General features: G+C 68.4%; 18 protein-coding genes and 1 tRNA gene. 15 read left to right on the top strand and 4 right to left on the bottom strand.

Annotated features, from left to right (window positions below; all coding sequences use genetic code 11):
- The first annotated feature begins 275 nt into the window (after positions 1-275).
- From dnaG to DDV73_RS23370, 3 genes are all read left to right on the top strand, one after another.
- On the top strand, positions 276-2159 hold the full coding sequence (gene dnaG / locus DDV73_RS23380; RefSeq protein WP_109509674.1) for a DNA primase: 1884 nt from the start codon (positions 276-278) through the stop codon (positions 2157-2159).
- A gap of 150 nt (positions 2160-2309) precedes the next feature.
- Positions 2310-2813: a hypothetical protein gene (locus DDV73_RS23375; RefSeq protein WP_154402879.1), complete on the top strand. Its 504-nt coding sequence runs from the start codon at positions 2310-2312 to the stop codon at positions 2811-2813.
- Positions 2814-2882: 69 nt separating this feature from the next.
- Positions 2883-2955: transfer RNA gene (locus DDV73_RS23370), tRNA-Asn, on the top strand.
- Positions 2956-3153: 198 nt separating this feature from the next.
- Here the strand turns inward: DDV73_RS23370 and DDV73_RS23365 are convergent.
- Positions 3154-4164, bottom strand: coding sequence for an AraC family transcriptional regulator (locus DDV73_RS23365; RefSeq protein ID WP_109509672.1), 1011 nt, complete (start codon positions 4162-4164; stop codon positions 3154-3156).
- A gap of 138 nt (positions 4165-4302) precedes the next feature.
- Between DDV73_RS23365 and DDV73_RS23360 the strand changes: the two genes are divergently transcribed.
- The 3 genes from DDV73_RS23360 to DDV73_RS23350 all read left to right on the top strand — a co-directional run bounded on the left by DDV73_RS23360 (position 4303) and on the right by DDV73_RS23350 (position 8984).
- Complete coding sequence (locus DDV73_RS23360; RefSeq protein ID WP_109509671.1) at positions 4303-5715, top strand: galactose-binding domain-containing protein; 1413 nt, start codon at positions 4303-4305, stop codon at positions 5713-5715.
- 85 nt (positions 5716-5800) lie between these two features.
- On the top strand, positions 5801-7597 hold the full coding sequence (locus tag DDV73_RS23355) for an AMP-dependent synthetase/ligase (RefSeq protein ID WP_109509670.1): 1797 nt from the start codon (positions 5801-5803) through the stop codon (positions 7595-7597).
- A 10-nt stretch (positions 7598-7607) separates the two neighbouring features.
- Positions 7608-8984 (top strand): wax ester/triacylglycerol synthase family O-acyltransferase, encoded by a 1377-nt coding sequence (locus DDV73_RS23350; RefSeq protein WP_109509669.1) that lies wholly within the window; start codon positions 7608-7610, stop codon positions 8982-8984.
- Here the strand turns inward: DDV73_RS23350 and DDV73_RS23345 are convergent.
- From DDV73_RS23345 to DDV73_RS23335, 3 genes are read right to left on the bottom strand one after another with little or no spacing between them, the layout of a single operon-like run.
- The gene (locus DDV73_RS23345; protein WP_109509668.1) at positions 8981-9553 is read right to left on the bottom strand and encodes a maleylpyruvate isomerase family mycothiol-dependent enzyme; all 573 of its coding nucleotides are present in this window, start codon (positions 9551-9553) and stop codon (positions 8981-8983) included. The genes DDV73_RS23350 and DDV73_RS23345 overlap by 4 nt on opposite strands.
- Complete coding sequence (locus tag DDV73_RS23340; RefSeq protein WP_109509667.1) at positions 9550-11229, bottom strand: GMC oxidoreductase; 1680 nt, start codon at positions 11227-11229, stop codon at positions 9550-9552. Before DDV73_RS23340 ends, DDV73_RS23345 begins: the two co-directional genes overlap by 4 nt.
- On the bottom strand, positions 11226-12797 hold the full coding sequence (locus DDV73_RS23335; RefSeq protein ID WP_109509666.1) for a succinic semialdehyde dehydrogenase: 1572 nt from the start codon (positions 12795-12797) through the stop codon (positions 11226-11228). Before DDV73_RS23335 ends, DDV73_RS23340 begins: the two co-directional genes overlap by 4 nt.
- A 59-nt stretch (positions 12798-12856) precedes the next feature.
- Between DDV73_RS23335 and DDV73_RS23330 the strand changes: the two genes are divergently transcribed.
- The 9 genes from DDV73_RS23330 to DDV73_RS23290 all read left to right on the top strand — a co-directional run bounded on the left by DDV73_RS23330 (position 12857) and on the right by DDV73_RS23290 (position 24444).
- Positions 12857-13402, top strand: a complete 546-nt coding sequence (locus DDV73_RS23330; RefSeq protein ID WP_109509665.1) for a TetR/AcrR family transcriptional regulator — start codon at positions 12857-12859, stop codon at positions 13400-13402.
- Positions 13403-13418: 16 nt separating this feature from the next.
- Complete coding sequence (locus DDV73_RS23325) at positions 13419-14459, top strand: LLM class F420-dependent oxidoreductase (RefSeq protein WP_109509664.1); 1041 nt, start codon at positions 13419-13421, stop codon at positions 14457-14459.
- Between the two features lie 93 nt (positions 14460-14552).
- Complete coding sequence (locus DDV73_RS23320; RefSeq protein ID WP_109509663.1) at positions 14553-15341, top strand: TIGR03084 family metal-binding protein; 789 nt, start codon at positions 14553-14555, stop codon at positions 15339-15341.
- Positions 15338-17056 carry an acyclic terpene utilization AtuA family protein gene (locus DDV73_RS23315; RefSeq protein ID WP_109509662.1) on the top strand — a complete coding sequence of 573 codons (1719 nt, stop codon included), beginning with the start codon at positions 15338-15340 and terminating at the stop codon, positions 17054-17056. The genes DDV73_RS23320 and DDV73_RS23315 overlap by 4 nt, the downstream gene beginning before the upstream one ends.
- Positions 17053-18651 (top strand): acyl-CoA carboxylase subunit beta, encoded by a 1599-nt coding sequence (locus DDV73_RS23310; RefSeq protein ID WP_109509661.1) that lies wholly within the window; start codon positions 17053-17055, stop codon positions 18649-18651. The genes DDV73_RS23315 and DDV73_RS23310 overlap by 4 nt, the downstream gene beginning before the upstream one ends.
- Positions 18648-20636, top strand: a complete 1989-nt coding sequence (locus DDV73_RS23305) for an ATP-binding protein (RefSeq protein WP_109509660.1) — start codon at positions 18648-18650, stop codon at positions 20634-20636. Before DDV73_RS23310 ends, DDV73_RS23305 begins: the two co-directional genes overlap by 4 nt.
- Entirely contained in the window at positions 20636-21799 is a 1164-nt protein-coding gene (locus DDV73_RS23300; RefSeq protein ID WP_109509659.1) for an acyl-CoA dehydrogenase family protein, read from the top strand. The genes DDV73_RS23305 and DDV73_RS23300 overlap by 1 nt, the downstream gene beginning before the upstream one ends.
- A gap of 9 nt (positions 21800-21808) precedes the next feature.
- The gene (locus DDV73_RS23295; RefSeq protein ID WP_109509658.1) at positions 21809-22570 is read left to right on the top strand and encodes an enoyl-CoA hydratase family protein; all 762 of its coding nucleotides are present in this window, start codon (positions 21809-21811) and stop codon (positions 22568-22570) included.
- Positions 22567-24444, top strand: a complete 1878-nt coding sequence (locus DDV73_RS23290) for a propionyl-CoA synthetase (protein ID WP_206051061.1) — start codon at positions 22567-22569, stop codon at positions 24442-24444. The genes DDV73_RS23295 and DDV73_RS23290 overlap by 4 nt, the downstream gene beginning before the upstream one ends.
- Positions 24445-24506: the final 62 nt, after the last annotated feature.

Genomic DNA, 24506 nt, shown 5'->3' with positions numbered 1-24506 from the left:
CCTTGCTCCCCGGCCTGCTCCCTCGGCCTCGTCCTGGCCTTCTGGCGGGGATGACACGATGCGAACATGTCTGATCCCGTTGTGGTTCCCTCTAGACAGCCTCCCTGCCTGCTCTGACAACGACGGAGCCGACGCGAGGTCATGGCCCGATGTGACAGTCGGCATGGCACATAGGGACTAGCCACTGGGAGTTGGGTCGGCCGCGGCTGAAAACCTGACCGCGGAGGTCGGCCACAGTGGGTCTAAACCACAGCCGACCTCGTAGACTCCGCGACGTGGCAGGGCGGATCCGTGAGGACGACATCGCAGAGGTGCGGGAGAAGGCACGCATCGACGACGTCGTCTCCCAGTACGTCACGCTCCGCAACGCCGGCGGCGGCTCGATGAAGGGGCTGTGTCCCTTCCACGACGAGAAGTCGCCGTCGTTCCACGTCACCCCGGCCCGGGGGTTCTTCCACTGTTTCGGTTGCCAAGCTGGCGGCGACGTCATCACCTTCCTCATGAAGATCGACGGTCTCGACTTCAACGAGGCGATCGAGCGGCTCGCTGACAAGTACGGCGTCCAGCTGCGGCGCGAGGACGGCGAGGAGCCGCAGCGGCCGACCGGCCCGAAGCGGAGCCGGCTGGTCGAGGCCCACAACAAGGCGCAGGAGTGGTACGCCGACCAGCTCGGCACCCCGGACGCGCTGGTCGCCCGCCAGTTCCTCGGCAGCCGCGGCTTCGACCAGACCGCCGCCGAGCAGTTCGGCGTCGGCTTCGCCCCGCGCGACGAGGCCGCGCTCTACAAGCACCTGCGCCAGCTCGCGTTCGGTGACGAGGAGCTGGTCGTGTCCGGACTGGTCCGACACGGCCGTGGCCACTACGACAACTTCCAGGGCCGGCTGTTGTGGCCGATCCGGGACTCCAGCGGTGACACCATCGGCTTCGGCGCCCGCCGGATCTTCGACGACGACCGGCGCGAGGCGAAGTACCTCAACACCTCCGAGACCCCGATCTACAAGAAAAGCCAGGTGCTCTACGGCATCGACCTGGCCCGCCGCGAGATTGCCCGCTCGTCGCAGGCGGTGGTGGTCGAGGGCTACACCGACGTGATGGCCTGCCACCTCTCCGGCGTACCCACCGCGGTCGCGACCTGCGGCACCGCCTTTGGCGAGGACCACGCGAAGATCCTGCGCCGATTCCTCTTCGATCATGAGGTCGCCAGGGGAGAGGTGATCTTCACCTTCGACGGCGACGCCGCCGGTGTGAAGGCGGCCGAGCGGGCCTACGACCTGGAGGCCGTGTTCGTCTCAAAGACGTACGCCGCAATCGAGCCGACAGGTCTCGATCCGTGCGACCTGATGGTGCAGCAGGGTCCCGCCGCTGTTCGGGAACTCGTGGCCCGTCGCATTCCGCTGTTTCACCTCAAACTCCGCAGCATCGCGAGCCGGTATGACCTGGATCGCGCTGACGCGCGCATCGACGCTCTCCGCGAAGCATCAGACGTGCTGGTGTCCAGCATTCGTGACAAGACGAAGGTCGACGAGTTTGCGCGCGAGCTCGTGACCGTGATCGGCATCGAGATCGAGCAGGCGCGAGATGAGCTTCGCCGCGCCCTCGGCCGGCGCAGCAACCAGCAGGCCAGGAAGGGCGGCCAGGTACGCGACTCTGGTCCGCCGGAACCTGCTTCTCCGCCGGCTCCAGACCTGCGCGACCCTCGGTTCGCCCTTGAGAGAGACACTCTGAGGCTGCTCATCCAGCAGCCTGGTTTGGTTGGCGCGGCGAGCGGCGACCTGGGCAGCAATGACTTTACCCATCCGACGTACCGCGCGGTCTGGGATGCGATTGCAGCGGCCGGCGGACCAGCAGTGGGGGCGACCGACGGCGGCTGGGCGACCCGGCTGCGCGAGTCGACCGCTGACCCGGCGGTGTCGTCCGTGATCAGCGCATTGGGAGTGGAGCCGGTACGGAGTTCGAAGGAACCCGACACGGCGTACGTCTCTGTGCACATCTACCGGCTCCAGGAGCTGACCGCGCTGCGCCGGATCACCGAGGTGAAGTCGAAGCTCCAGCGCACCAACCCGGTCGAGGAGGCCGCGGCGTACAACAAGATGTTCGGTGAGCTGGTCGCACTCGAGCAGCACCGCCGTACCCTCCGCGAGCTCGCGATGGGGACCTAGTGGTCACCCCCGGAAGTTCATCGGGGCCTGAGCGGCCAGGGCACGCACATCGCTGCGTCGTCGTCGGTCGACGGGCCACCGGCCCGCCTCCCTCCGACGCCTTGCGCTGCACGCACCCTGACCACTCAGACCCTCGAAGAACCTCCGGGAGTGACCACTAATGAAGGCGGCCGGGTGAAGCGGATCGGTGGCCTTGGCAAGCTCGCCGGCGAGCGGGTGCTCGCACTGGCTCGCACCGGCGACGGTGCGGAGGTGGTCGGCACCCGCGACGCACTGTTCCTGCCCGGCGGCGTACGGATCCCGTGGGAGCAGGTGCAGGCGGCCGACTGGGACATCGACGCTGCGACGCTGACCGTTGCCGAGGTCGGCACCTGGGGCGAGGAGCGCCCGGTCCACGTCGTCGCCGTCGACGATCCCGGGCTGCTGCTCGAGCTGGTCAGGGAGCGGGTCACCGCGAGCGTCGTACTCCAGCGGCATGCGCCGGTCCGCGGCGCTCTCGGCCTGTTCGTGATCGCCCGCCGGGCGCCGCGCGGCGACCAGTCGCTCCAGTGGTCCTTCGAGTACGACGAGGGCCTGGACCCCGACGCCCCCGACGTCAAGGCCGCCGCCATCGCCGCTCTCGAACGAGCCCGCGACGAGGTCGGCGACCGCTGACTCGCCACACCCCTCCTGATTTCGCGGCGTCCGGCACTGCTTGCTAAGGTTTCCTCCGCTGCCAAGCGATCCCCTGTAGCTCAACTGGCAGAGCATTCGGCTGTTAACCGGAGGGTTGTTGGTTCGAGTCCAACCGGGGGAGCAAGAAAAGGGCCTCTGATCTGCGAAAGTGCAGGTCGGAGGCCCTTCCTTTGGTTCGTGTCGCGCTACTGCTGGATCGCCCAGCGGATGTCATGGACGGTCTGGCGGAAGCCGGGCTGCTCGACATGGTCCGGACTCTGGAGGAGCCCGGCGAACGAACCACTTCCCGCCGGCGAACCCAGAATGTGTGCACCGACCATTAGGACCCGGGTTGGTACTCCGAGGGGGGAACGCCGGTCCAGCGCTTGAAGGCGTGGCTGAACGCCGAGGCGTCGGCGTAGCCGAGCCGCGTTGCGATCTGCTGGACGGTCAGTCGGTGGGTCGTCAGCAGGTCGATGGCGATGGTGTGCCGTACGTCGTCGGCGAGTGCGCGGAAAGACGTACCCTCGGCGTCCAGGCGGCGGCGGAGCGTCCGCACTGTGGTGAGCAGGGAACCGGCTACCTGGTCGATGGACGGGATGTGGTCGGTGCTGGAGCGGAGCCGGTCGCGCACCTGGTCGGTGATGGTGATGCGGGCGCGCCGCCGCTCGACCATGTCCACGCAGTCGTTGAGTGCGAGCCAGAGGCTGTGCGGGTCCGCCTGGGGGAGCGGGGTGTCAAGCCATTCGTCGCTCATGACGAGCCGGGATTGGGGGGCGCCGAGCCGCGGTGTGCACGGCACGGTCTCCGTCCACAGGCCCTCCGAGCCATCGGGTGGGAACGCGAGCTCGACGTGCCCCGGCCAGTCGCCCCGCCCCGTCATCTCGGATATCGCCATGATGATCGCGACGATGTCGCGCTCAACCAGCATCCGGTGCGCCTCCGGTGGCAGGAGGCCGCCGTCGAGTGCTATCGCCGTACGACCCTGAGTCCGGGTAAGAGCGGTGCGGCTCACGACCATCAGCAGCCCGGAGAAGCGACGAGCCATGTCGAACCCGTCGCGCAGCGTGGCGCTGGCCAGCATCGCGAGTGCAGCGGGCCCGTAGGCAGAGACGTGAATGCGGCGGCCGAGGCGCACTCCGATGCCGGTGGTGTCGGGTAGCGCGCGGGCCAGGTTGCGCGCGACGGTTAGCTCCTGCCAGACCGCGATTTCGGACGTCGGGTCGTTGACCGCATCCGGGGTCAGGCGAGTGCCGGACAGGCAGGTCGCGCGGTGTACGCCTTCCTCCTCGGCAACCGCGAGCAGGTGACGTACGCCGGTCGCGGGTCGAGGGATCTCCCATTGCCCCACGGGTCGAGAACGCTAGCCCCAGTGGCCGTTTCCAACAAGACAACGGCCCCGATTCACATGGAGGCGGCCGTGTGAGGGCCGTCACACTCAGGACAGCGCGACCATCACTCCAAGGTCGCCCGACCGCTAGGAGTGCAGATGCGACGACTTAACACCCGGCTGGGTCTGCTGACCCTCGCAGCTGTGCTCGTGGCGGCCGGCATGTCTCCCGTCCAGTCCGTTGCCGCCGCGCCCGTTGCCGCGCCCGCGCCAGCGATGGCGACCTTCGCGGCGCCGTCCGGCCCGGCCCTGCAGACGCCGGCGGCGACGCTCGCGTCCGCGCTGACCTGCTCGTCCGACCTCCCGACCGCTGCAAAGACCCCGATCCTGCTGGTGCCCGGCACCGTTGAGACTGCCGAGCACGCCTACAGCTGGGGCTACCAGAAGGTGCTCCTGGAGCAGGGCTACCCAGTGTGCACCGTCTCGTTGCCCAATGGGGGCACCGGTGACATGCAGACCACCGTCGAGTACGTCGTCTCCGCGGTCCGCTCGATGAGTGACACCAGCGGCAAGCAGATCTCGGTCATCGGGCACAGCCAGGGCGGTCTGCTGCCCGCGGCCGCGATCCGCTACTGGCCGGACATGGCATCCCGGATCGACGACATCGTCTCCCTGGACTCGCCGTACGGTGGCACCCGGCTGGCCGACTACATCTGCGACTCGACGCACGCCTGCCCCGCGCTGGTCTGGCAGGTCAGCCGCAACAACGACTGGTCGCGCGCGCTGCGCCGCTACCCTGTCCCGGCCGGCGTCTCGTACACCTCGATCGGCACCAGCAGGACCGATCTGGTCTTCCCGTCACCGGATGCGACGTACTTACCTGGTGCGACGAACTTGCTCGTGCAGGACGTCTGCGCAGGTCGGTACGTCGACCACCTCGGCATGTTGTCCGACGCCCCGGCCCATGCGATCGCCATGGACGCGCTGACCCACGCCGGTGCCGCCAGCCTGTCCCGGATCAGCTCGTCGATCTGCGACAGCTTGCACTTCGCCGGTGTCGACGTGCACCGCATGGAACAGTTGATCTGGCTGCTCGAAGACCTGCTCGACGTGCTCTTCGACGCGGTCTGGCTGTCCACCGAGCCGCCGCTGCGCGAGTATGCGATCGGTGCGCTCGGCGACACCAACCTGGCCCTGGGCAAGCCCGTCACGGTCAGTTCAACCGAGTCCTCGTCGTACGTCGGGTCCAAGGCCGTCGACGGCAGCCGGAGCACCCGCTGGTCGACCAGTGTGTGGAACAGCTCGGACTGGATCTACGTCGACCTCGGTTCCACCAAGTCCGTCAACGGAGTGCAGATCCAGTGGGAGGCGGCGTACGCAGACGATTACCGGATCCAGAGATGGAACGGCTCCGCGTGGGAGACCGTCTGGTCCACCACGGGCGGCGGCGGCAACAACGCTTCAGTTGCGCTCAATGCCGTCTCCACCCGCTATCTCCGGGTCCTGATGACCGGCGGTCCGTGCTGCTTCAACAACTACTCGATGTGGGAGCTGCAGGTCGCCGGGCACTGACGATAGAGAGCGGGCCCGGTGACGAAAATTCACTGGCCACCATAACATAGAGCGTGTTATGGTCGGTCCAACCGAAGGAGCTGCCATGACGATCGACGCCGAGACCCTCTGTGGGGCCTTCCAGAAGACAGCGGCGATTGCCCCAGAGGCGATTGCGTTGCGCACGGTCGGGGGCGCGCAGGCGTTGACCTGGAACGAGTACCGCCAGCGGGTGCGAGCCATCGCGGGTGGCCTCACCTCGCTCGGGGTGCGCCGGGGTGACACGGTCGCGCTGCTCCTGACGAACCGTCCCGAGTTCAACCTGGTGGACACGGCGGCCATGCATCTCGGCGCGACGCCGTACTCGATCTACAACACCCTTGCGCCGGAGCAGATCACCTACCTGCTCGAGAGCGCCGACAGCCGGGTCGTGGTCACGGAGGCGCAGTACGTCGACAGGATCGTCAAGGCCGGCGGGTCGGTCGAGCACGTCGTCGTGGTCGACGCGCCTGACGGCGACCCGGCCGGGCTGGCAGCCCTTGAGACGACCGAGCCCGAGGACTTCGACTTCGAGGCGACCTGGCGAGCCGTGACCGCCGACGACATCCTGACGCTCATCTACACGTCCGGCACTACCGGGAACCCCAAGGGTGTCGAGCTCACCCATGCCGGAATGATCGCTCAGCTCACCGGCCTCGACGAGGTCGCGGAGATCAGGTTCGGCGACCGGAGCCTGTCGTACCTTCCGGCAGCGCACATAGCCGAGCGGCTCTCGACGCACTACGTCCAGCTGGTCCGTGGCGCCGAGATCACCGCCGTCGCGGACGTGAGCCTGCTCCTGCCGGCGTTGCTCGACGTGAGGCCGACGTACTGGGCCGGCGTGCCGCGGGTGTGGGAGAAGCTGAAGGTGGCGCTCGAAGCGGGCCTCGCCCAGGCGAGCGGCCCCGAGGCGGAGGTCGTCGGTCGGGCGATCGAGCTGGGGTACCGCAACATCTCGGGCGACCTCAGCGCCGAGGAGCAGGTCGAGTACGCCGAGCTGGATCGCCTGGTCCTCTCCCGCGTGCGCGCCAAGCTGGGCTTCGACGAGCTGCGGTGGGGTCTCTGCGGCGCCGCACCCATCGCCACCGAGACCCTCGAGTTCTTCATGGCCATCGGCATCAGGGCGCTGGAGATCTGGGGCATGTCAGAGTCCGGTGGTGCCGCGACGATCAACCCGCTCCACGCACCCCGTCCCGGAACGGTCGGCACTCCGGTTCCCGGAGTCGAGATCAAGGTCGCTGACGACGGTGAGCTGCTGATCCGCGGCGTCACGGTCATGCGTGGCTACCGAGGCGAGCCCGAGAAGACTGCCGCGGCCCTGATCGGTGACGGCTGGCTGGCCACGGGCGACATCGGCACGATCGACGAGGAGGGCTACGTTCGGATCGTCGACCGGAAGAAGGAGCTGATCATCAACGCCGGCGGCAAGAACATGTCTCCGGCCAACATCGAGCGCGCTGCCAAGGGCCAGGCGCCGTTGATCGGCCAGGTCGTCGCCATCGGCGACCTGCGTCCCTACAACACCGCTCTGGTGGCGCTCGACCCGGATGCCGCTGCGGCGTACGCCGAGAAGTGCGGGCTGGCCGACGCTTCCGCTGCTGCCCTTGCTGAGTACCCGGCGGTGGTCGAAGCGGTGGCCGCGAGCATCGCCGAGGGAAACCAGCGTCTGTCGCGGATCGAGCAGATCAAGCGCTTCAGCATCGTGCCGTCCTACTGGGAGCCTGGCACCGAGGAGCTCACGCCGACGATGAAGCTCAAGCGCAAGCCGATCGCGGTCAAGTACGCCGATCAGATCGATAGGATGTACGCCGTGGTGCCCGGCGGCGGCGTGTACGAGGTTGAGCCTCCTCCGGCCGAGCGGTAGGAGATGGCCGGTGCTGAAAGTCGCGCTCGCCGACCGGATGTTCCTTGCTGCGGAGTCTGACCAGACCCCGCAGCACGTCGCCTGCCTGACGACGTTCGTCGTGCCGCAGGAGGCCGGGCCGGACCATCTACGTCGCCTGGTCGCGGGCCTGCGCTCCGTCACGACGTTCGCCGAACCGTTCAACCTCAAGCTCGCCGGTCGCCGGTCAGCCCCGCGCTGGGACAGGCTCGAGGACGCCGAGATCGACCTCGACTACCACTTCAGCCACTCCGCCCTGCCCAAGCCTGGCGGAGAGCGTGAGCTGGGCGTCCTTGTCTCCCAGATGGTCTCGCGGCCGTTGGACCCGAGCCGGCCGCTGTGGGAGGTGCACCTGATCGAGGGACTCGAAGGCAACCGCTTCGGGATCGTCTTCAAGATCCATCACGCCCTCATGGACGGCGCCGGGGCGACCCAGCGCATCCAGGGGATGATCTCCAGCGACCCGGCCGATGCCGGCGTACGCCCGCTCTGGTCGCTCGGCCCCGTCTCGAGCGGCGGGGCACGCGGGAGGCCGACGCGTCACGAACGCTGGCAGTCAGTGCAGCAGGGTGTCGGCACAGTCGGTGGTCTCGGCAAGGCCGGGCTCGCCATGGCCAAGGATCGCCGGAAAGCCGGCGATCCCGAGCTGGCCGTCCCCTTCCGCACCTCGCGATCTGTTCTCAACGGTCGGATCGGGCGGCAGCGCCGAGTGGCGACCCAGGGCTTCGCGTTCGACCGGATCAAGGTCGCGGCCAAGGCGGGTGGGGTGACCATCAACGACGTCTTCCTGGCGATCTGCGGGGCCGCTGTGCGCCGCTATCTCGACGAGCGAGGGGAGCTTCCTGCCCAAGGGCTCACCGCCGGTACACCGGTGAACATCCGGCAGGAGGGCGATCAGTCGACGCAGAACGCGTTCACGATGACAGTCATGAACCTCGGCACCGAGATCGCCGACCCGGTCGAGAGGCTGGCCTCGGTCTCGCGGTCCAGCAAGCTCGCCAAACAGAAGCTGCAGGGCCTTCCCAGGCCGGTCGTCAAGCTGTACCCCGCCCTCTTCATGGGCCCCTTCATCGGCCAGAACCTCCTGGGCACTGCCGGCCGGCGCAACCCGCCGTTCAACGTGGTCGTGTCCAACGTCCCCGGTCCCTTGGCCACCCAGTACCTCGCGGGCGCGCGGCTGGAGGGGATGTATCCCATCGGATGCCTGTACCACGGCGTCGCACTGTTCATCGCGGTCTTCGCAGCGTCAGGACAGTTCAGCGTCGGGTTCACCGGGGATCGCGATGTGATCCCGCACCTGCAGAGGCTCGCGGTCTACGCGGGCGAGGCGCTCGAGGAGCTCGAGCGGGCCCTCAGCGAACCTGTCTAGGCGAATCGCAGCTCCGGCTCGATGCCCTTGCGCCCGCCGAGCCACATCGCGAGAGCCTCGGTGGTGCCGTGTACCTCGCGGCCGCGGCCGCGCGCTCTGCCGTCAGTGGGCACGATCCGGTAGCGCAGGAGTAGGTGGGAGTGCCACAGGAGCGCTTCCTGCATGATCGCCGGCTTCGCCTCCGGCGGTAGGGCGTGTGGCTTGCCGAGGCCACGCAGGATGTCCTGGTGGTGCATCACGACGTCGCCGCACATCATGACTGCGGCAAACATGCGGGAGGCCCGAGCAGGACTTTCGGTCACCTTCCAGCCACGCTCTGTCAGCTCCGGCCGCGAGAGCCGCTTCGCGTCGAGCACCATCTTGGCGTTGGTCCGAGCGATGGTCAGGCCGCTGGGCCTGAAGTAGGCGCCAAGCGTGTCCGAGCCGACGATGTGCGCGAGCACGTCCCGCGGAGCCCAGGCATCGCACAGCGTGTTGCCGTTCTCGAACTCCGCGTCTGTCAGCGACTCGATCGTGTGCATGAAGCGGGCGCGCTCACGGCACAGGTCGTCTTCTTGCGGGAACCTCATGAGGCCACCTCGATGTCAGGAAGGCGTAGTGCCCCCGGCGCGTCGGCGGGTACGACGGGGTCCTTGGGTGCGACCGGCCTCACGCGCCGGTACGGCGAGCCGAGGGCTGGGCGGGGATCGACCTCGCCCTTGTTCGGCCACAGCGCCATGGCCCGCTCGGCCTGGGCCGTGATCGTCAGCGACGGGTTGACCCCCAGGTTGGCCGAGATGGTCGACCCGTCCACCACGTGCAGGCCCGGGTGCCCGAAGAGCCGTTGGTAGGGGTCGACCACACCGGTGCCAGGGCTCTCGCCGATCACACAGCCGCCGAGGAAGTGGCCGGTCACCGGCAGGTTGACCAGGTCCGTGAGGGTGCCGTGCGGGTCGCCGCCGAGCTTCTCGGCCATCCGGCGGGTGACGTCGTTGCCCACGGGGATCCAGCTCGGGTTGGGGTCCCCGGGGCCCTGTTTCGAGGTCATCCGCACCCCGAAGAGGCCGCGGGTGCGGTAGGTGGTGATCGAGTTGTCGACCGCCTGCATGACCAGCAGCCCGACGGAACGCTCCGAGGCCCCGCGCAGGTTGAGCGATCGCAGCAGGGTGAGCGGGTGGCGAAGGCCCTGCAGCATCCAACGGAGGAGCCGGCGACTGCTGCCGTCGACCAGGGGCGTGAAGAGTCCGTACAGGAGATTGGAGCCCTTGCCCCAGTGACAGGCCTCGATGTGGGTGCGCGGGTCCGGGTGGATCGACGAGGTGATCGAGACACCCTGCGCGAGATCGCGGCGCCGACGTGAGCTGGCGCTGAGGATGGCTTCGGAGTTGGTGCGCGTCAGTTCCCCCAGTCGCGGCGAGATGTGCGGGAGGCGGCCGGTCGCGCGGAGCTGGTGCAGCAGCCGCTGGGTCCCGAGGGAGGCGGCTGCGAAGACGACCTGGTCCGCGGTGAACGTCCGCCGTTGCCGGCGTACCCAGCGATCGGGCCGGGCGGTCTGCACCTCGAAGCCGCCACCCTCGAGGGGTGCCACGTCGACGACCTGGGTCAGCTGGTGGATCTCGGCCCCGGCCTTCTCGGCGAGGTAGAGGTAGTTGGTCTCGGTGGTGTTCTTCGCATTGTGCGGACAGCCGGTGAGGCACTGAGCGCAGTGGATGCAGCCGGCCCGGTCTGGCCCGGCGCCCCCGAAGTACGGATCGGGCACGGTCTTGCCGGGCTCGCCGAAGTAGACGCCGACGTTGGTGGCATGGAACGTCTCAGCGACGCCGAGGTCGGTTGCCACGCTCAGGAGTACGTCGTCCGCTGGCGACCTGCGGGGGTTCGCGGCGACGCCGAGCATGCGTTTTGCCTGGTCGTAGTACGGCGCGAGCTCGTCACGCCAGTCGGTGATGCCCGCCCACTGCCGGTCGGTGTAGAAGGCATCGAGAGGGTCGTAGAGCGTGTTGCCGTAGATCAGCGACCCGCCACCCACGCCCACCGCGGACAGGATGAAACAGTTCTTGAGTGCGGTGAGCCGCAGGGGGCCGGTGCAACCGAGCCGCGGCGCCCACATGGACCGGCGGACGCGCCAGTTGGTGGCCGGGAACTCATGGGGCGCCCATCGGCGGCCCATGTCCAGCACGCCGACGCGGTAGCCCTTCTCGGTGAGTCGCAAGGCCGTCGTGCTCCCGCCGAAGCCGGAGCCGATGACCAGGACGTCGTAGTGCGTCATTTGATCCGCAGCGCCTTCATCGCCTTGAGCATCCCGGTGAGCAGGCGTGCGTTCTGTTTCGTGCTGACGCCGGGCATCGGGTCGAACCCGATGACGTGCTGGCTGGCGACGGTCTGCAGCTCGGTGTACTCGAGCAGCCCGTGCTCGCCATGGCGACGCCCCTGGCCGGAGGCCTTCATGCCTCCCATGGGTGCGTCGTTGGAGGCGTACGCCGACCCGACACCTTCGTTGATGTTGACGGTGCCGGCCTGGATGCGCTGACCGAGGCGGTGGCCGCGTGCGGTGTCCCGGGTCCAGATGCTCGCGTTGAGGCCGTACTCGGTGGCGTTGGCAAGCCGGACCGCCTCGTCGTCGGAGGCAACCGGGTAGATCGCCACGACCGGGCCGAAGGTCTCGTTGCGGAAGAGCTCCATGTCCGGGGTGACGCCGGTGAGCACTGTCGGCTCGTAGAAGTGTGGGCCGAGGTCGGGTCGCGCCTTGCCGCCGGCGAGCACCTGGGCTCCCTTGGAGCGGGCGTCCTCGACGTGCCGGACGACGGTGTCGAACTGTCGCTGCAGAGACATCGTGCCGATGTCGTAGTCGTGGCCTGGTCCGCTGCCGAGCCTGAGCTTCTTGGTGTGTGCGGCGAGCATGGGGACGAACTCGTCGTACACCTTCTCGTCGACGTAGATGCGCTCGACGGACAGACACAGCTGGCCCGTGGTCGAGAAGCAGGCGCGCATCGCGCCCCGCGCTGTCTTGTCGAGGTCGGCGTCGTCGAGCACGAGCATCGGGTTCTTGCCGCCGAGCTCGAGCGTGCAGCCGATCAGCCGACGTGCGGCGGCTTCGCCGATGCGTCGTCCGGCGGCGGTCGAGCCGGTGAAGGTCACGTGCTGGGCATGGTCGAGGAGGGCGTCGCCGATCTCTTCGGGCTCACCGATGAGCAGCTCGAACAGGTCGGCCGGCACGCCTGCCTCGATCAGGAGCTCCCGTGCGTACGCCGCGGTGAGCGCGGTCTGGGTATCGGCCTTGACCACGATCGCGTTGCCGGCCAGGAGCGCCGGAATCGCGTCGCAGACGGATAGCGAGAGCGGGTAGTTCCACGGCGCGATGATCGCCACCACACCCTTGGCCTGACGGTGCTCGAAGGCCTTCGTCGCGACCGGGATCGCGCCCTTGCGGCGTCGGGACTTGAGGAACTTCTCGGCGTTGCGTGCGTAGTAGAGGGAGAGTCCGGCGATGTCCAGAGTCTCCTCGAAGGCGCCGTTGCGTGACTTGCCGTTCTCGACCTGGATCAGGTCGATGAGCTGGCTGTTGTTGATGATCAGGTCGTGGTACCGCACGAACGGCTTCGCCCGCTCCTTGACGGGGGTCTCGGCCCAGGCGAGCTGCGCCACCCGGGCGCGGGCGAAAGCGCTTGCCACGTCCTCGGAGGTGGCGGTCCGCATGGTCGCGATGGGAGCGCCGTCGACGGGTCTGTGGGTCGTGACGGTCGGCCCGCCTCCCGCGAGGGTGCCGGAGAGCCGCTTCACGAGTGTGCTGGGCAGCTCGTGGGAGCCTGTCGAGGAAGGATTCAGCAACTTCGCCATTCCCATACCATAGACCATGTTATGGTGTTGGAGTAGAGAGCCGCACCCGAGGAGACCCGATGCCCACCGTTGTCAGCAAGGAGCAGTACTTCGAGGCCGCTCTGGACGTGCTGGGAGAGTCCGGGTTCAAGGCGCTCAACATCCGTGCCTTGTGCCAGACCCTGGGCGTGACGAGCGGCTCGTTCTACCACTATTTCGGCAGCTGGGACGGTTTCGTCGTCCAGCTCCTCGAGTGGTGGCGCGACCGTCAGTGGGTCGCGCTGCGGGACCTCGCGTTCGGGTCCGGCGAGGCGTTGGACGACATGATGCTGATCCGCAAGCTGACGCTGGAGCTGAACCATCCGGCGGAGGCGGCCATCCGAGCGTGGGGGGCGAACAACGAGGCCGTTCGGCTCGCCCAGGCGAGTGTGGATGACGACCGGTACAAGACCGTTCGGAAGACGATCGGCGCCCTCGTCGACGACAAGCAGAAGCTCGACGTCCTCTCGGAGTTCGGGATGACCATGCTGATCGGCTACCAGCAACGGCTGGCCAGTCCGGAGTGCGCCCGCCTCGAAGAGCTGCTCGACCTCTACTTCGACCTCGTCCGGTCCCCTCAGCGCTGACCTATCAGGAGTTCCGATGCAGATTGGCATTGCCGCGGCCTACGACGGCACCTTCCGCGACACGGTCGAGGAGGTCGTCGAGCTCGAGGCGATCGGGCTGGACGTGGTCTACGTCCCCGAGGCCTACAGCTTCGATGCCGTCAGCCAGCTCGGCTATCTGGCGGCGCGGACCTCGCGGGTGCGGCTCGCGTCGGGCATCCTGCCGATCTACTCGCGCACACCTGCGCTCACCGCCATGACCGCTGCCGGACTCGACTTCGTCTCTGACGGCCGGTTCACCCTGGGCCTGGGGGCCTCGGGTCCGCAGGTCATCGAGGGCTTCCATGGCCTCCCGTACGACGCGCCGCTGCAGCGCACCCGTGAGGTCATCGAGATCTGTCGCAAGGTGTGGGCGCGAGAACGAGTCGAGCACGCCGGCAAGAAGTACACGATCCCGCTCCCCGCGGATCAGGGCACCGGCCTCGGCAAGTCGCTGAAGCTCATCAACACACCCGTGCGCAGCCGCATCCCTGTGCTACTGGCCGCGCTCGGGCCCAAGAATGTCGAGCTGGCAGCCGAGGTGGCCGAGGGTTGGGAGCCCGTGTTCTTCCACCCCGAGCGCGCCCACCTGGTCTGGGGCGAGGCCCTGGCCGCCAGCGCGGCCCGGCGCGACCCGGAGCTCGGGCCGCTCGACGTCGCCGTCAACGTACCCGTCGCGGTGGGAGAGGGCGCGGAGGCGCTGCTCGACCGCGCGCGGCCGAACATGGCGCTCTACATCGGGGGCATGGGAGCTCGGGGCAAGAACTTCTACAACAACCTCGCAACCCGGTACGGCTACGGGGACGAGGCAGCGAAGATCCAGGACCTGTATCTGGCGGGGCGGAAGGCCGAGGCGGAGGCGGCGGTACCGGAGGAGCTGCTGCGGTCCACCACGCTGATCGGTTCGGAGGCCGATGTCTCCGAACGGCTCAGAGCCTTCGCCGCGGCCGGGGTGACCACCATCAACGTGGCTGCGGTTGAGGACTCACGCGAAGGGCGACTCGCCAGCGTCGAGGCGCTGCTGAAGCTCGCTCGCTAGCAGCCTCGGGATCAGCACTCGCAAGGGAGATCTCGTTCGCTATCATAACATGATCTATGTTATGATAGATCGACCGACGGGAAGGAACATCTCGTGAATGCACCTCTGGAGGACCTGGACGCCGAGGGCGACGCACTCGATGCGCTGGTTGACCCCCTGACGGCTGAGCAGCTCGCGTTGCCCACACCGGCAGCTGGTTGGACCATCGGCCACCAGCTCGGTCACCTCGCCTGGACCGACGAGGTGGCGCTGATCGCGCTCCGCGACGCGGACGCGTTCCAGGCGGAGATCGCCGCGGCCATGGCGAATCCCGACACCCACACCGACAGCACCGCTGCCGAGCGGGCCGCCCTCCCGTCTGACGAGCTGCTCGCCCGTTGGCGTGCCGGTCGGGCCGAGCTGTCGGAGGCACTGCGTGCTCTGCCGCGCGGGGCCCGGATCCCGTGGTTCGGACCCTCGATGGGTGCCGCCTCGATGGCCACCGCCCGCCTGATGGAGACCTGGGCCCATGGAGAGGACGTGGCGGAAGCGCTCGGCGTACGCCGGGAGCCGACGGCGCGGCTGAAGAACGTCGTGCACCTCGGCGTGATCACCCTCGGCTTCGCCTACGTCGCCAACGGTCTCGAGCCCCCGACCGTCGACATTCACGTGGAGCTGACCGCACCCGATGGCGACACCTGGACCTGGGGTGACGCCGACGCCGAGCAGCGGGTCACCGGCCCGGCGCTGGACTTCTGTCTCCGCGTCACCCAGCGTCGTCACCTCGACGACCTCAGGCTCGAGGCTGTCGGCCCCGACGCCGAAACTTGGCTCTCGATCGCGCAGGCGTTCGCCGGCCCGCCAGGAGGCGGCCAGCACCCGCGTCGGGAGGTGTCGGCATGACCGGGCGGCCTCCTGCGCCGCTGCGCATCGGCAACGCGTCGGGCTTCTACGGAGACCGGTTCTCCGCGATGCACGAGATGCTGACCCTGGGCGACGTCGACGTCGTCACCGGCGACTACCTGGCCGAGCTGACCATGCTGATCCTGGCCAAGGACCGCGCCAAGGACCCCGCCGGCGGCTACGCCAAGACCTTCGTGCGTCAGCTCGAGCAGTGCCTCGGGCTCGCGATCGAGAAGGGCGTCACGATCGTCGCGAACGCCGGCGGCCTGAATCCCGCGGGGCTTGCCGCCAGGCTGGACGAGCTCGCCGTCGGTCTCGGCATCGATGCCAGGATCGGCTACGTCGAGGGTGACGATCTGTTGCCGCGTGCGGCCGAGCTCGGCTTCGGGACCCCGCTGGCGGCCAACGCCTACCTCGGCGGGTGGGGCATCGCGGAGTGCATCAAGGGTGGTGCCCAGGTCGTGGTGACCGGCCGGGTCACGGACGCCTCGCTCGTGGTCGGCCCGGCTGCCGCGCACTTCGGCTGGGCTCGCGACGACTATGACGCTCTCGCCGGGGCGGTCGTCGCCGGACACATCATCGAGTGTGGTGCCCAGGCCACCGGCGGCAACTTCGCGTTCTTCCAGGAGGTTCCCGACTTCCGTGCAGTCGGCTTTCCGACTGCGGAGATCGGCGTCGACGGGTCGAGCGTGATCACCAAGCCTGCGGGCACGGGCGGCATGGTGACCAAGGAGACCGTTACCGCCCAGCTGCTCTACGAGATCACCGGCGCGCGCTACGCCGGGCCGGACGTCACCACGCGCATCGACTCAGTGCGCCTCGAGGACGACGGCCCGGACCGCGTCCTGGTCCACGGAGTGCGCGGAGAGGCGCCACCGCCCACCCTGAAGGTCGGCCTCAACTCGCTCGGCGGCTTCCGCAACGAGATGGTCTTCGTGCTCACCGGCCTCGCGATCGAGCAGAAGGCCGAGCTGATCAAGAGCCAGCTGGCCGGCTTCGATGCCACGTGGACCCTCGCCCGCACCGACCACGTCGATGCCGATACCGAGCAGACGGCCAGCGCGCTGCTGCAGTGCGTCGTCCGCGGCCCGGACCCGACCAAGATCGGCCGGGCGTTCTCGAGTGCTGCCGTCGAGGTGGGACTGGCAAGCTACCCCGGCTTCCACATCACGGCCCCGCCCGGCGACGCGTCGCCGTACGGCGTCTTCACTGCGGGCTACGTCGCCGCCGCTCTGGTCGACCAGATCGCCGTGTTGCCTTCGGGCGACCGCGTCGCGATCCCGCCCGCCACGGAAACCCAGGTGCTTGCCCCGGCTGACGACCCGGTGATGGTCGAAGCGGCCGTCACCGGACCTACTCGTCGCGTTCCGCTCGGCGAGATCATCGGTGCTCGTAGTGGGGACAAGGGCGGCAGCGCGAACGTCAGCGTGTGGGCCCGCGACGACGAGGGTTGGGGCTGGCTCGCCGAGACGCTCACGGTCGAGGAGCTCCAGCGACTGCTGCCTGAGACCGCCGACCTACAGGTCACGCGCCACGTGTTCCCCCACCTGCGCTCCCTGAACTTCGTCATCGAGGACCTGCTCGGCGAGGGCGTCGCCTCCAACGCGCGCTTCGACGCGCAAGCCAAGGCGGTCGGCGAGTGGCTGCGGGCCCGCCACGTCGACGTACCCAAAGCCCTGCTCCCCCTCAGCAACGGAAAGGAAGACCTGCCATGACCGTCTTGAAGACAGCACTGGACGTTCGCTCGGACGAGTTCGCCTCCAACAGGGACGCGATGCTCGAGAAGCTGGCCGACATCGACTCGTTGCACGCAAAGGCCGTGCTGGGTGGTGGTCAGAAGTACATCGACCGGCACCACCAGCGCGGCAAGCTGCTCGCCCGCGAGCGCATCGAGCTTTTGATCGACGAGGACTCACCTTTCCTGGAGCTGTCGCCGCTGACCGGCTACGGCAGCCAGTTCGCCCTGGGCGGCAGCCTGGTCACCGGCATCGGGGTCATCGAGGGCGTCGAGTGCATGCTCATCGCCAACGACCCCACCGAGAAGGGCGGCGCCAGCAACCCGTGGACCGTGCGCAGGCTGCTGCGAGCGCACACCATCGCCAAGGAGAATCGCTTGCCGCTGGTGGCGCTGGTCGAGTCGGGGGGCGCCGACCTGCCCACGCAGAAGGAGATCTTCGTCCCGGGTGGCGTGATGTTCGCAAACATGACCCGGCTCTCTGCCGCCGGCGTTCCCGTGATCTCGCTGGTCTTCGGCAACTCGACCGCGGGGGGTGCCTATGTGCCAGGCATGTCCGACTACGTGGTGATGATCAAGGACCGCTCGAAGGTCTTCCTGGCTGGGCCACCGCTGGTCAAGATGGCGACGGGCGAGGAGTCCGACGACGAGTCACTGGGTGGTGCCGACATGCATGCCCGGACCTCGGGCCTGGCCGACTTCTACGCGGTCGACGAACCGGACGCGATCCGGATCGGACGCGACATCGTTAAGCGGCTGAACTGGAAGAAGCTCGGTCCGGAGCCTCGGGTCGACGTACGCCCGCCGCGGCTTGACGAGGAGGACCTGCTGGGCATCGTGCAGCCTGACCTCAAGGCACCCTTCGATCCGCATGAGGTGATCGGACGCATCGTCGACGGCTCCGACTTCGACGAGTTCAAGCCTCTCTACGGGTCGTCCCTGGTGACCGGCTGGGCCAGGATCCACGGCTACCCGATCGGCATCCTGGCCAACGCTCGAGGGGTGCTGTTCAGCCCGGAGGCGCACAAGGCCACGCAGTTCATCCAGCTCGCCAACCAGACCAACACCCCGCTGCTCTTCCTGCAGAACACGACCGGCTACATGGTCGGCAAGGAGTACGAGCAGGGCGGCATCATCAAGCACGGCGCGATGATGATCAACGCGGTCTCCAACTCCAGCGTGCCGCACCTGACGGTCACCCTTGGTGGGTCGTACGGCGCCGGCCAGTACGGCATGTGCGGGCGGGCCTACGGTCCGCGCTTCCTCTTCACCTGGCCTACGGCGAAGAACGCGGTGATGGGGCCTGAGCAGATGGCCGGGGTCCTCTCGATCGTCGCGCGCCAGGCCGCCGAGGGCCGAGGTCAGGTGTACGACGAGGCGGCGGACGCCGCGATGCGTGCTGCGGTCGAGGGCCAGATCGATGCGGACCAGGACGTCCGAGTGACCTCGGGCCTGGTGTACGACGACGGCGTCATCGACCCACGGGACACCAGGACCGTGCTCGGGATCTCCTTGTCCGTCATCCACAACGCTCCGGTCGAGAGCACGAGACTGTTCGGTGTGTTCCGGCCATGACGACGTCCAAGCACCTCGCGTCCATCCTGGTCGCCAACCGCGGCGAGATCGCCCGCCGCGTCTTCCGGACCGCCCGCGACCTCGGGCTGTCGACGGTGGCGCTCTACTCAGACGCCGACGAGGCTTCCCCGCATGTCACCGAGGCGGACGCAGCAGTGCACCTGCCCGGCAACGCCCCCTCGGACACCTACCTGCGTTCCGACCTGGTCATCGAGGCCGCGCTCAGGGCCGGCGCCGACGCGATCCACCCCGGCTACGGCTTCCTGTCCGAGAACGCCGCCTTCGCGCGCGCGGTCGAGGCGGCCGGCCTGACCTGGATCGGCCCGCCCCCCGAGTCCATCGACTCGATGGGCTCGAAGATCGAGTCCAAACGGCTCATGGCCGCCGCCGGCGTACCCGTGCTGACCGAGCTCGACCCGGCACAGGTGACCGAGGCCGACCTGCCCGTGCTGATCAAGGCATCGGCCGGCGGTGGCGGTCGCGGCATGCGCATCGTGCGACACCTGGCCGACATCGAGCAGGAAGCCGAGCTGGCGCGAGCCGAAGCCGCCTCCGCGTTCGGCGACCCGACGGTCTTCTGCGAGCCCTACCTCGCCACCGGTCGGCACATCGAGGTCCAGATCATGGCCGACCAACACGGCACCGTGTGGGCCGTCGGGGAACGCGAGTGCTCCATCCAGCGCCGCCACCAGAAGGTCGTCGAGGAGGCCCCGTCGCCGCTCGTCGAGCGCATCGACGGGATGCGGGAGAAGCTGTTCGAGGCATCCCGCGCAGCCGCCTCCGCGATCGGCTACACCGGCGCCGGCACCGTTGAGTTCCTTGCCGACGAGTCGGGCAAGTTCTTCTTCCTGGAGATGAACACGCGCCTCCAGGTCGAGCATCCGGTCACCGAGTGCACCACCGGCCTGGACCTCGTGGCCCTGCAAGTGCTTGTCGCCAACGGGGGCCGGCTAGACCCCGAGCCGCCGCCGTCGGTCGGCCACTCCATCGAGGTGCGCCTGTACGCCGAGGACCCGGCCGCCAACTGGCAGCCACAGAGCGGCCTGGTGCACGCATTCGAGGTGCCCGGTGTCCGCTCGACCTTCGACCTGCTGCCTGCTGGCATCCGGCTGGACAGTGGTATCGAGTCGGGATCCCTGGTCGGAATCCACTACGACCCGATGCTGGCAAAGGTGATCAGCTACGCACCGACGCGCGACGAGGCGTCGCTACGTCTCGCGGCCGCTCTGGAGCGGACCAAGCTGCACGGCCTCGTCACCAACCGCGACCTCCTGGTCCGCGTCCTGCGCCACGAGGCGTTCTTGGCGGGGGACACTGACACGGCCTTCTTCGACCGTCACGGACTCGACGTACTCAGCGAGCCACTGGCCGACAAGGACACCGTCGCCCTGTCAGCCCTCGCGGCGGCGCTCGCGGATGCCGCCAGCAACCGCGCGTCGGCGCGGGTCCAGGGCGGGCTGCCCAGCGGCTGGCGAAGCGTGACCTCGCAGCCGATCCGCAAGCGCTACCTGGCCGGCGATGACGAGCTCGAGGTCGCCTACGCCCTGACCCGCAGCGGGTTGGCCGCAGAAGGATACGAGGACGTCTCGCTGGTCAGCTCAACGCCGAGCCAAGTCGTGCTCACAGTCGACGGCGTCCGGCGCACCTTCGACGTGGCGGCGTACGGCGATGTGGTCGCCGTGGACTCGCCGCTCGGCGCCGTGGCCCTGAAGACCGTGGCCCGCTACCCGGACCCGCTGGGCTCGGCCGCCCCGGGCTCGTTGCTCGCACCGATGCCCGGCTCGGTGGTCCGCATCGCGGCCAAGGTCGGCGACACCGTCACCGAAGGACAGGCGTTGCTCTGGCTCGAGGCGATGAAGATGCAGCACCAGATCAGCGCCCCCACTGACGGGGTGGTCTCCGAGCTGCCAGTCCAGGAAGGACAGCAGGTCGACCTCGGCGCCGTGCTGGCCGTCGTCACCACCCACGAAGAGGAGAACAGCTGATGGACTTCGAGGAATCCCCCGAGCACCGGGCGCTCCGTGCAGCCGTCGCAGAGCTCGGCGCGAAGTACGGCCACGACTACGCAAGTGCGAAGGCGAAGGCCAAAGAACCGATGAGCGAGCTCTGGGACGAGGCCGGCAGTCTCGGCTACCTCGGCGTGAACCTCCCGGAGGAGTACGGCGGCGGGGGCGCGGGGATGTACGAGCTGAGTCTTGTCCTGGAGGAGCTCAGCGCAGTCGGCTGCGGTCTGCTAATGATGGTCGTGTCACCGGCAATCGCGGGCACGATCCTCACGCGCTTCGGCACGGAGCGGCAACAGCAGGCCTGGCTGCCAGGGCTGGCGGACGGGACCAAGAAGATCGCCTTCGGCATCACCGAACCCGACGCCGGCTCCAACTCGCACGAGCTGACCACGACCGCCCGTCGCGATGGTGACGACTATGTCCTCAACGGCCGCAAGACCTTCATCTCCGGCGTCTCCGAGGCTGACGCCGTACTCGTGGTCGGTCGGTTGGAGAGTGCCAAGACCGGCAAGCTGCAGCCGGCTCTCTTCCTCGTCCCGACCGATACCCCCGGCTTCGAGTACCAGCCCATCGAAATGGACCTGGTCATGCCCGAGCACCAGTACCAGGTCTTCCTCGACGATGTCCGAGTGCCCGCAGCGGCACTGGTTGGGGAGTCCGAGGAGGAGACGGCGCTGTGGCAGCTCTTCGCGGGCCTCAACCCCGAGCGCATCATGGGTGCGGCGATGGCGCTGGGCAACGCCCGCTATGCCCTGGACAAGGCCGTCGCCTACGCCAAGGAGCGCAAGGTCTGGGGCGCGCCGATCGGCGCCCACCAAGGCCTGTCGCACCCGCTCGCCCAGATCAAGGTGGAGTACGAATGTGCTCGGCTCATGTACCTCAAGGCCGCGACGATCTACGACAGCGGCGACGACGAGGCAGCGGGCGAGGGGGCCAACATGGCGAAGTACGCCTGCGCCGAGGTCGCCGCCAAGGCAGCCGACCAAGCAGTCCAGACACACGGCGGCAACGGCCTCGCCAGCGAGTACGGCCTCGGCAACCTGCTCGCCATCACCCGCGTGGCGAGGATCGCGCCCGTCAGCCGGGAGATGGTCCTCAACTACGTCGCCCAGAACAGCCTGGGCCTTCCAAAGTCCTACTAGGAGACCGCCATGACCACCCTCGTCAAGTACGCCGTTGAGCGCGGCATCGCTCGGATCACCCTAGACTCGCCGCACAACCGCAATGCGCTCTCCAGCCTGCTGGTGCAACAGCTCATCGACTCGCTGGCAGCGGCCGCGGCCGAGGACGGCGTGCGTGCGGTGGTGCTGACCCACACCGGCACGACGTTCTGTGCCGGCGCCGATCTCGGCGAAGCTGCTGCCGCGGGCGGCCTCAAAAGGGGCACCGCCGAGCTCCTGGCCATCCTCAACGGCATCGTGGAGATGCCCAAGCCGGTCGTCGGCGTCATCGACGGCAATGTCCGAGCCGGCGGGATGGGGCTGGTCGGCGCGTGCGACATTGTGGTGGCCAGCAGCACCTCGTCGTTCGGCTTCACCGAGGTCCGGCTCGGCCTTGCCCCGGCGATCATCTCGCTCACCACGCTGGGCAGGATGACCGAGCGTTCCGCATCGCGGTACTACCTCACGGGTGAGACCTTCTCTGCCGCCACCGCGGAGCGGAACGGCCTGATCAGCGAGGCGGTGCCGGATATCGCGGCCGCCGAAGACGCGCTGCTCGCGGCGCTGCGGCTGTGCTCTCCCCAAGGGCTGGCGGAGAGCAAGCCGATCGTCACCCGTGACACCCGGGCGGCCATCGCGGCGTACGGTGACGAGGTCATGGCGATGTCGGCACGCCTGTTCGGTAGTGACGAGGTGAAGGAGGGGATGGCGTCGTTCCTCGAGAAGCGGCCGCCCCGGTGGGCAGAGGTGTGAGCTACGCCGAGTCGTTCGAGCGCAGCCTGAACTCCCCCGAGGAGTTCTGGCTGGAGGCAGCCGAGTCCGTCGACTGGGTGCAGGCCCCGACGCAGGCCCTCGACGACAGCGGAGGCCCGCTCTACCGCTGGTTCCCCGACGGCGTGCTCAACACGTCGTACAACGCGTTGGACCGGCACGTCGGGGCCGGTCGGGGTGACCAGGTCGCGTTGATCTGGGACTCACCGGTGACCGGGTCACTGCGGACCTACACCTACCGCCAGCTGACCGACGAGGTCTCTCGCTTCGCGGGCGGTCTGGCCAGCCTTGGTGTCGTGAAGGGCGACCGGGTCCTGATCTACCTGCCCATGGTGCCCGAGGCCGCGATCGCGATGCTCGCGTGTGCTCGACTCGGTGCGGTGCACTCGGTAGTCTTCGGCGGCTTCGCCCCCAAGGAGCTGGCGGCCCGTGTCGACGACGCCAAGCCCAAGGTCATCGTGGCCGCCTCGTGCGGCATCGAGCCGACCAGGGTCGTCGACTACAAGGCCATCATCGACGAGGCGCTGGACGAAGCGGAGCACGCACCGTCGCGGCTGGTGATGCTCCAACGGGCGGTCTCTCCTGCCGAGCTGGGTGAGAACGACATCGACTGGGCGGACCTCGTCGCGGATGCCGAGGCTGTCGGCCCCGAGCCCGTGGCGGCCACGGACCCTCTCTACATCCTCTACACCTCTGGCACGACCGGGCGGCCCAAGGGCGTCGTCCGTGACAACGGCGGGCATGCGGTCGCACTGACCTGGTCCATGGCCAACGTGTACGACGTACACGCCGGTGACGTCTGGTGGTCCGCCTCCGACGTCGGCTGGGTCGTCGGGCACACCTACATCGTCTACGCCCCTCTCCTGGTCGGCGCGACAACGGTGATGTACGAAGGCAAGCCGGTCGGCACCCCCGACGCGGGTGCCTTCTGGCGGGTCATCTCCGCCCACGGGGTCAAGGCGCTCTTCACCGCTCCGACCGCCCTGCGCGCGATCAAGAAGGTCGACCCCGAGGGACGCCTGCTCGCCGACTACGACCTGTCCCGCTTCGAGACGCTGTTCCTCGCGGGCGAGCGGCTCGACCCCGAGACGCTCAGCTGGGCGTCGCAGCTCCTGAACGTCCCCGTGGTCGACCACTGGTGGCAGACAGAGACGGGTTGGCCGATCGCGGCGAACCTGCGTGGGCTGGAGCCGATGCCGGTCAAGCCCGGGTCAGCCACCGTCGCGGTGCCGGGCTACGACGTACGCATCCTCGATGCCGACGGCAACGACCTGCCCAAGGGCACCGAGGGCGATATCGCGATCCGGCTTCCGCTGCCGCCGGGCTCGCTGCCGACACTGTGGAACGACGACGAGCGCTACCGCGAGGAGTACCTCACCGCGCACCCCGGGTTCTACGCAACCGGTGACGGCGGGTACCTCGACGAGGATGGCTACCTCTTCGTGCTGGGCCGCACCGATGACGTCATCAACGTGGCGGGTCACCGACTCGCGACGGGAACGATCGAGTCCGTGCTTGCTGCCCATCCGGCCGTTGCCGAATGCGCCGTCATCGGCGTACAGGACAAGCTTAAGGGCCAGCTGCCGCTGGGCCTGGTGGTCCTCAAGGCCGGTGTCGAGATCGCGGGCGAGCAGCTCAGGGACGACCTGGTCGCCGCTGTACGCCGTGACATCGGGCCGGTCGCGGCCTTCCGTGACGTCCTGGTCGTCGCGGCGCTGCCGAAGACCCGGTCCGGCAAGATCCTGCGCAAGGCCATGCGCGGGATCGCCGACGGGCGCGACGTCCCAGCACCATCGACGATCGAGGACTCTCAGGTGCTCGACGACATTGCGCTCCTGTTGCGAGCGGCTCGGTAGTCCCCTCGTTGCGCGACCGCTAGCGTGAGGATCGCCCAACTGTCGAGCAGAGATGGGGATCC

Origin of the sequence: Nocardioides speluncae (assembly GCF_003121585.1) — a bacterium.
GTDB lineage: Bacteria > Actinomycetota > Actinomycetes > Propionibacteriales > Nocardioidaceae > Nocardioides > Nocardioides speluncae.
This window is presented reverse-complemented; position numbering and strand designations above follow the sequence as displayed.

Bases quoted from the DNA above. Each gene is read 5' to 3' on its own strand.
- DDV73_RS23305 (WP_109509660.1), top strand. From the start codon at position 18,648: ATGACGACGTCCAAGCACCTCGCGTCCATCCTGGTCGCCAACCGCGGC.
- DDV73_RS23345 (WP_109509668.1), bottom strand. From the start codon at position 9,553: ATGAGGTTCCCGCAAGAAGACGACCTGTGCCGTGAGCGCGCCCGCTTC.
- DDV73_RS23340 (WP_109509667.1), bottom strand. From the start codon at position 11,229: ATGACGCACTACGACGTCCTGGTCATCGGCTCCGGCTTCGGCGGGAGC.
- DDV73_RS23310 (WP_109509661.1), top strand. From the start codon at position 17,053: ATGACCGTCTTGAAGACAGCACTGGACGTTCGCTCGGACGAGTTCGCC.
- DDV73_RS23325 (WP_109509664.1), top strand. From the start codon at position 13,419: ATGCAGATTGGCATTGCCGCGGCCTACGACGGCACCTTCCGCGACACG.
- DDV73_RS23330 (WP_109509665.1), top strand. From the start codon at position 12,857: ATGCCCACCGTTGTCAGCAAGGAGCAGTACTTCGAGGCCGCTCTGGAC.
- DDV73_RS23355 (WP_109509670.1), top strand. From the start codon at position 5,801: ATGACGATCGACGCCGAGACCCTCTGTGGGGCCTTCCAGAAGACAGCG.
- DDV73_RS23335 (WP_109509666.1), bottom strand. From the start codon at position 12,797: ATGGCGAAGTTGCTGAATCCTTCCTCGACAGGCTCCCACGAGCTGCCC.
- DDV73_RS23295 (WP_109509658.1), top strand. From the start codon at position 21,809: ATGACCACCCTCGTCAAGTACGCCGTTGAGCGCGGCATCGCTCGGATC.
- DDV73_RS23300 (WP_109509659.1), top strand. From the start codon at position 20,636: ATGGACTTCGAGGAATCCCCCGAGCACCGGGCGCTCCGTGCAGCCGTC.
- DDV73_RS23360 (WP_109509671.1), top strand. From the start codon at position 4,303: ATGCGACGACTTAACACCCGGCTGGGTCTGCTGACCCTCGCAGCTGTG.
- DDV73_RS23315 (WP_109509662.1), top strand. From the start codon at position 15,338: ATGACCGGGCGGCCTCCTGCGCCGCTGCGCATCGGCAACGCGTCGGGC.